We start from the raw sequence: 6,669 nt of genomic DNA, 5'->3' as shown, positions 1-6,669 counted from the left end.
GGTCGAAGCGGTCGATCGGCCAGCGCATCCGCACGGTGGGGCGAGGCCCGCGACGTCGGCGGTGCCGAGGCGGTCCCAGCCGAGGCGGCGGAAGAGGACCTCGTTCTGCCGCTGCACGGTCGCCTCGAACCGGATCACCCCGCGCGACTCCGCCTCGGCGCACGCGGCGCGCACGAGGGCCGCGCCCAGTCCGGCCGCCCCGCGGGCGTCGCGGCGGACCACGAGACGGCTGCCGGTCCACCAGCCGAGGTCCTGCTCGAGCGCGGGCGCGAGGCGTACTCCGCCGACGACCTCGCCGCCGAGGCGGGCGACGAGCACAACGGTGCGGGGGTCGTCGTCGAGGGCGTCGCGGTCGTCGGAGTCGAAGAGCTGCTGCTCCTCGACGAACACCGCGCGGCGCAGGGCCCGGTAGGCGCGGGTCTCGGCCGGGTCGGCGACCCCGATCGACGGCGGGGCGCTCGGAGCGGTCCTCCGCACGCCCTCGAGGATCGACAGCTCCATCAGGCGCCGGCGGTCTTCAGCACGCCGCACGCACCGCAGGCGGCGCAGCCCGCCTTCTGGCCCGACGACAGCATGCCGGCGGCGATCAGGAGCGCGGCCACCTGCTCGCTGACTCTCTCGAGGAGCGAGCCGGCGGGCGGCAGGACGTGGTCCACCTCCGTCGCGAGCGTGCCCTTCAGGGGTCGGAACGGGACGACGAACGGGTACACGCCCATGTCGATCAGCTCGCCCGCGCTCGCGACCAGCTGGTCCGGGTCCTCGCCGAGGCCGACGAGGAGGTAGGTCGAGACCTGGTTGCGGCCGAAGATCCGCACGGCCTCGGCCCAGGCCTCCTTGTACTTCTCGGTCGAGACCCGCGCCTTTCCGGGGGTCCAGCGGCGGCGGATGTCGTCGTCCATCGATTCGATGTGGATGCCGATCGAGAGGGCGCCGGCGTCCTTGAGCTCCTGCAGTGCCGCGAGATCCTCGGGCGGCTCGCACTGCACCTGGATCGGCAGCCCGGGCACCGCCTCGAGCACGGCGCGGACGCAGCGGGCGAGGTGACGGGCGCCCCGGTCGCGGCCCTTGGACGTGCCGGTCGTCATCACCATCTGGCGGATGCCGTCGAGCCGGGCGGCCGCCTCGGCGACCTCGGCGAGCTGCGCGGGGGTCTTCACCGCGATGGTCGAGTCGTTCTTCAGGGACGCCTCGATGGCGCAGAACCGGCACCGCTCGGCCTCGTCGTAGCGCATGCAGGTCTGCACGACGGTGGTGGCGAGGATGTTCCGGCCGTGCAGCCGGGCGATCTTCTCGTACGGGACGCCGTCGGCGGTCGAGAGGTCGTAGAAGCGCGGGCGCTTCACCGGCTCGACGTCCAAGCCGATGTCGGCACCGTCGAGCAGCAGGCGGCCGTTGGTGACGGAGTAGGGGCTGCGCGGATTCACGGGGATCGCGGCGCCGAGTCCGCCGAGCACGACGTGGCCGTCGTCACTCGGGCCGGCTCCGGCCTCGCGGTGCACGGGGGCGTCGACGCGGATGCCCTGCAGGGCGATGTCGACGCGGGTGCGCAGCGGAGTCGCTCCGCAGGACGAGTCGGCGGAGTCGGACGGGACGGAGTGCGAGGCGGTGCGCAGGCGGGGCGTCTGCAGATCGGTCATGGGGCTCCTCGGTGCATCGAGTCGAGCGGTGCGCGGCGCGGACGTCCGTCGCCGTGAGCACCCATTAGAGGCGCCGGGTGTTTCCGAACGATGACATCGGGAACGCGATCGTGTTACATCCGCGACGGCTGTCGTGTAACGCAGGCTTCTTCCGCTCGAAACCACACGGAAACAGGAGCGGCCTTGACTGATCGGTACCGGGAGGCGTCCTCGACGACCCGGCCCCGTCGCTCCGCTCGTCCGGATCCGCCCCGAGCGACACCCGCATCACAGCACGACCGCATCACCGGCTCTCCTGCTCACTGCACCATCGCACCGCGCTGAGGCGCAGTCGTTGCTCCCCTCGCACCTGCGCCCCTCGGCGCAGTCCCTCGACGAACCCCGGAGGTTCCCGTGTCCGACATCGAAGACCAGATCACCGCCAACATCGAGAAGTCGCGCTCCGAGATCGCGCACCCGTCGCTCCCGAACGGCAGCAACCTCTACGGCTCGACGAAGGTGTTCCCCGACTACCAGGCCGAGCCCGGCCAGTCGTACTTCACGCTCGTGCACGGCATCGCCCACGAGTCCTCCGTCAGCTTCGTCGCGATCCTGCAGGCGACCCGCGCGGCCAGGAAGGGCTTCGAGTCGGCCGTCTACTTCTACGGTCCCGGCACGATCAACGCGATGGCCACCCGCGGCTTCCCCACCGTCGGCGACTCCGGGTTCCCGGGGGAGCAGAACATCAACAACGCGCTGAAGACGTTCATCGACGAAGGCAACCGCGTCTTCGTCTGCCGCTTCGGCATGGCGCTGCACGGACTCCGCGAGGAGGACCTGATCGAGGGCACGATCCCGTGCCACCCGCTCGACGTGCAGGACGCCGTCATCCACTACGCCCGCAAGGGCGCCATCATCAACTCCACCTACAACCTCTAGGCGCCCGCGATGACCGTCGTCGGATCCGTCGCGGCCAACTTCACCCGCGACCTCGACCAGAACTACGCGCTCATCCAGGCGCTCGTCGACGAGGCGAGGGAGAAGCGCGTCGAGTTCCTCGCGCTGCCCGAGGCCGCGATCGGCGGCTACCTCTCCTCTCTCGGGAACCACGGCGACACCCTCCGCACCACCACGCGCTCCCTGCCGCCGGCGATCTCGCTCGACGGGCCGGAGCTGCGGCGGGTGCAGGAGATCGCGGGCGACCTGCTCGTCGCGATCGGCTTCTGCGAGCTCGACGAGGACGGCGAGACCCGGTACAACGCGGCCGCGCTGCTGGACGGCGGGCGGATCTACGGGAGCTACCGCAAGGTGCACCAGCCGCTGGGCGAGCACATGTCGTACTCGCCGGGTCCCGGCTACGCGGTGCACGACACCCCGGTCGGCCGCGTCGGCCTGCAGATCTGCTACGACAAGGCGTTCCCGGAGGCGGCGCGCTCGATGGCGCTCGACGGCGCCGAGATCATCGCCTCGCTCTCGGCGTGGCCCGCCGCGCGCACGGCGACGGCCGAGAACCTGCAGGAGGACCGCTGGACCTACCGGTTCAACCAGTTCGACATCGCCCGGGCGCTCGACAACCAGGTCTTCTGGATGGCGTCGAACCAGTCGGGCACGTTCGGGTCGCTGCGCTACGTCGGCAACGCGAAGGTCGTGGACCCGGGCGGCAACATCCTGGCGACGACGCTGCTGGGCTCCGGCATAGCCGTCGCCGAGATCGACGTGCAGGGCACCTTCGAGGCGATGCGCGGCGGGATGTTCCACCTGCGCGACCGCCGCCCCGACGCCTACGACATCGACCGGGTCTGGAGCGGAGGGCTCGTCCATGCCTGAGATGACCTTCTCCGTCCGCTGGCCCGACGGCGTCGAGGAGCGCTGCTACTCGCCGAGCCTGGTGATGCACGACTTCCTCGCGGCGGGTGAGAGCTACGCGCTCGAGGACTTCGTCGGCCGCTCGAGCGAGGCCCTGCGGATCGCGAGCGACCGCGTCCGCGCGAAGTTCGGCTTCGCCTGCACCTCGGCGATGCAGCAGGAGGCGGACATCGTCGCCGCGGCCGCCCGCTTCGACGGCGGACGCGTCCGCGTGCTGGCCATGGATCCGCCGGCGGTGCCCTCGTGACGGTGCTCGAGAACGGCCGGCACGTCGAGGTCGCGGTGATCGGAGCAGGCCAGGCCGGTCTCTCGATCAGCCGGCACCTCACCGACGACGGGATCGACCACCTGGTCATCGAGCGCGACACGATCGCGCACGACTGGCTCGACCGGCGCTGGAGCAACTTCACCCTGGTCACCCCGAACTGGCAGTGCCGTCTGCCCGGCTACCCGTACGACGGCGACGACCCCGACGGGTTCATGACGCGCAACGAGGTCCACGCGTGGGTCCGCCGCTACGCCGAGTCGTTCGACGCGCCGGTGGCCGAGGGCACCGAGGTGCTGCGGATGCGCGAGCGCGAGGGCGGCGGCTTCGAGGTCGTCACCTCGCGCGGCACGATCACGGCCGACCGCGTCGTGGTGGCGACCGGCGGGTACCACCGCCCGGTGCTGCCGGCCGTGGCGCAGCGGATCCCGGACTCCGTCGTGCAGCTGCACTCGGCCGACTACCGCTCGGCGGCCGATCTGCCCGAGGGCGGCGTGCTCGTCGTCGGCTCCGGCCAGTCGGGCGCGCAGATCGCGGAGGACCTGTTCCTCGAGGGCCGCGAGGTGCACCTGGCGCTCGGCACGGCTCCGCGGGTCGCCCGCTTCTACCGCGGGCGCGACTGCGTCGCCTGGCTCGCGGACATGGGCGTCTACGACGTGCCCGTGCACGCGCAGGTCGGCGGCCTCTCGAAGCGGGAGTCGACCAACCACTACGTGACCGGGCGGGACGGCGGCCGCGACATCGACCTCCGCGCCTTCGCCCGCGACGGCATGCACCTCTACGGTCGGCTGCAGAAGGTCGACGGCGGGGTGCTGCGCTTCGCGCCGACGGCGGAGGCGTCGCTGGACTACGCGGACTCGGTGGCGGAGTCGATCAAGAACGACATCGACGCCTACATCGAGCGCTCGGGAGTGGCGGCGCCGACCGAGGCGCGGTACGTCCCCGTGTGGCGGCCGGAGCGCGAGATCGAGGAGGTCGACCTCGCGGCGAGCGGCATCACCAGCGTGATCTGGGCGGTCGGGTTCCGCTCCGACTACTCCTGGGTGCAGGTCGGCGTCTTCGACGGCGCGGGGCATCCGACTCACCGCCGGGGGGCGACCGCCGTGCCCGGGCTCTTCTTCCTGGGCCTGCCCTGGCTGCACACCTGGGGCTCCGGACGCTTCGAGGCGATCGCCCGCGACGCGGGCCACGTCGCGGAGCAGCTGCGCTCCGCACGCCGACTGGACCGGCTCGAGAGCACCGCGGTACGGTGACGCCCACCGGTCGCGGGGCCGGTCGCCGGGAAGAGGACCATGACGACGATCACCATGGCCGCCGTCGCGGCGCACTTCGGCCGCGACCTCGAGCGGACCCTCGTCAAGCTGCCCGGGATGATCGCCAGCGCTCGCGAGCGCGGGATCGACCTGCTCGTGCTCCCCGACGCGACGCTGGGCGGCTACCTGCTCGACCTGCACCACCCCGGTCCCGACGATCTGCCGGAGGCGGTCGAGGTGGACGGACCGGAGGTGGCGGCGGTCGCCGAGATGGCCGGGGACATGACCGTCTGCTTCGGCATCGCCGAGCGGGCCCTCGAGGGAGGGGAGGCCCGGCGCTACAACTCCGCCGTCTGCGTGCAGGGCGGTGAGGTCATCGGCACGCACAGGAAGGTCCACCTGCCGCTGGGGGAGTCGCAGGTGTACGCCCCGGGCGACCGCTTCGGCGCCTTCGACAGCCCGGTCGGGCGGATCGGCATGATGATCGACTTCGACAAGACGTTCCCGGAGTCGGCGCGCTCGCTCGCGCTGGACGGGGCCGAGATCCTCTGCTGCCTGAGCGCGTGGCCCGCCAGCGTCACCGACCGCTCCGACCGCATCCGCAACGACCGGCAGGCGCATCTGTTCGACCTCTACGACTGCGCCCGGGCGGCCGAGAACCAGGTGTACCTGGTGTCCTCGAACCAGACCGGGGTGCTGGGCGGGCTGCGGTTCCTCGGCCAGGCGAAGGTCGTCGATCCGGCGGGCGAGATCGTGGCGAAGACCTGGGCGAAGGGCGGGCTTGCGACGGCGACGGACGACGTCGCCGCCTCCGTCGCCCGCGCCCGACGCAGCATGGACCACCTCCGCGACCGGGCGGAGCACAGCTACCACTCCGGTGTGCGGCTCGCGCCGACGGCCGACGAGGGCTGACGTGGTGCGGATCGCGCTGCTGACGTACTCGACCCGGCCGCGCGGGGGAGTCGTGCACACCCTGGCCCTCGCCGAGGCGCTCGCCGCCCGCGGTCACGAGGTGACGGTGTGGACGCTCGGGCGCGGGGGCGACGAGGCGTTCTTCCGGCCGGTCGCTCCGGCGGTGCGGGTGCGGGTCGTGCCGTTCGCGGCCCGCGACGACGAGAGCGTCGGCGACCGCATCGTCCGCTCGCTCGCCGCGATGGCCGCGGCGCTCGGCGGTGAGGCCGACGTCGTGCACGCGCAGGACTGCATCTCGGCCAACGCCGCACTGGACGCCGGATTCGCGGGGCCGGGCGGACTGCTGCGCACGGTGCACCACCTCGACGAGTTCACGACCCCGGCGCTCGTCGCGTGCCACGAGCGCGCCCTGGTCGCCCCGGCGGCGCTCGTCTGCGTGTCGCAGGCGGTGGCCGACGACGTGGCGGCCGGCTGGGGACGGCGGGCGGAGGTGATCCCGAACGGCGTGGACGCGGCGCGGTTCGCGGCGGCGGCCGGGAGCGACGCGGCGCTGGCGTGGCGCGCCCGGCTCGGCCCGTACGTGCTCGCCCTCGGCGGCATCGAGCCGCGGAAGGGCAGCATCGACCTGCTCGAGGCGCACGCCCTCCTCGCTCCGGGCACGGCGCTCGTGTTCGGTGGAGGGGAGACGCTCTTCGACTACCGGCCCTACCGCGAGGAGTTCGAGCGCCGGGCCCGCGAGCTCGGGGTGTCGCCCGTC

7 protein-coding genes and 1 pseudogene are annotated in these 6,669 nt (G+C 72.5%); 6 read left to right on the top strand and 2 right to left on the bottom strand.

Annotated features, from left to right (window positions below; translation table 11 throughout):
- Both B0T42_RS07180 and B0T42_RS07175 read right to left on the bottom strand, forming a co-directional pair.
- Nucleotides 1-501: MSMEG_0567/Sll0786 family nitrogen starvation N-acetyltransferase (locus B0T42_RS07180; protein WP_139344438.1), on the bottom strand; the 501-nt coding region annotated here is incomplete at its 3' end.
- A complete protein-coding gene (locus tag B0T42_RS07175) occupies nt 501-1,637 on the bottom strand; it encodes an MSMEG_0568 family radical SAM protein (RefSeq protein WP_077222547.1) in 1,137 nt (378 codons plus the stop codon). The genes B0T42_RS07175 and B0T42_RS07180, both read right to left, overlap by 1 nt.
- 393 nt (nt 1,638-2,030) lie before the next feature.
- Between B0T42_RS07175 and B0T42_RS07170 the strand changes: the two genes are divergently transcribed.
- The 6 genes and pseudogenes from B0T42_RS07170 to B0T42_RS22650 all read left to right on the top strand — a co-directional run.
- Nucleotides 2,031-2,555: an MSMEG_0572/Sll0783 family nitrogen starvation response protein gene (locus tag B0T42_RS07170; RefSeq protein WP_055793533.1), complete on the top strand. Its 525-nt coding sequence runs from the start codon at nt 2,031-2,033 to the stop codon at nt 2,553-2,555.
- 9 nt (nt 2,556-2,564) lie between these two features.
- Entirely contained in the window at nt 2,565-3,443 is an 879-nt protein-coding gene (locus B0T42_RS07165) for a carbon-nitrogen hydrolase family protein (protein WP_077222546.1), read from the top strand.
- Nucleotides 3,436-3,729: an MSMEG_0570 family nitrogen starvation response protein gene (locus tag B0T42_RS07160; RefSeq protein ID WP_077222545.1), complete on the top strand. Its 294-nt coding sequence runs from the start codon at nt 3,436-3,438 to the stop codon at nt 3,727-3,729. The genes B0T42_RS07165 and B0T42_RS07160 overlap by 8 nt, the downstream gene beginning before the upstream one ends.
- A complete protein-coding gene (locus B0T42_RS07155) occupies nt 3,726-5,000 on the top strand; it encodes an MSMEG_0569 family flavin-dependent oxidoreductase (protein WP_201788500.1) in 1,275 nt (424 codons plus the stop codon). Before B0T42_RS07160 ends, B0T42_RS07155 begins: the two co-directional genes overlap by 4 nt.
- 39 nt (nt 5,001-5,039) lie before the next feature.
- The gene (locus tag B0T42_RS07150; RefSeq protein ID WP_077222544.1) at nt 5,040-5,912 is read left to right on the top strand and encodes a carbon-nitrogen hydrolase family protein; all 873 of its coding nucleotides are present in this window, start codon (nt 5,040-5,042) and stop codon (nt 5,910-5,912) included.
- Nucleotides 5,878-6,666, top strand: a pseudogene (locus tag B0T42_RS22650) (MSMEG_0565 family glycosyltransferase); the annotation flags it as partial. The gene B0T42_RS07150 and the pseudogene B0T42_RS22650, both read left to right, overlap by 35 nt.
- Between the last annotated feature and the right edge of the window lie 3 nt (nt 6,667-6,669).

This window comes from Rathayibacter rhapontici (assembly GCF_001995175.1).
In the GTDB taxonomy this organism is placed as follows: domain Bacteria; phylum Actinomycetota; class Actinomycetes; order Actinomycetales; family Microbacteriaceae; genus Rathayibacter.
This window is presented reverse-complemented; position numbering and strand designations above follow the sequence as displayed.

Coding starts and splice junctions, on each gene's coding strand:
- B0T42_RS07175 (WP_077222547.1), bottom strand. CDS start 1,637: ATGACCGATCTGCAGACGCCCCGCCTGCGCACCGCCTCGCACTCCGTC.
- B0T42_RS07165 (WP_077222546.1), top strand. CDS start 2,565: ATGACCGTCGTCGGATCCGTCGCGGCCAACTTCACCCGCGACCTCGAC.
- B0T42_RS07160 (WP_077222545.1), top strand. CDS start 3,436: ATGCCTGAGATGACCTTCTCCGTCCGCTGGCCCGACGGCGTCGAGGAG.
- B0T42_RS07150 (WP_077222544.1), top strand. CDS start 5,040: ATGACGACGATCACCATGGCCGCCGTCGCGGCGCACTTCGGCCGCGAC.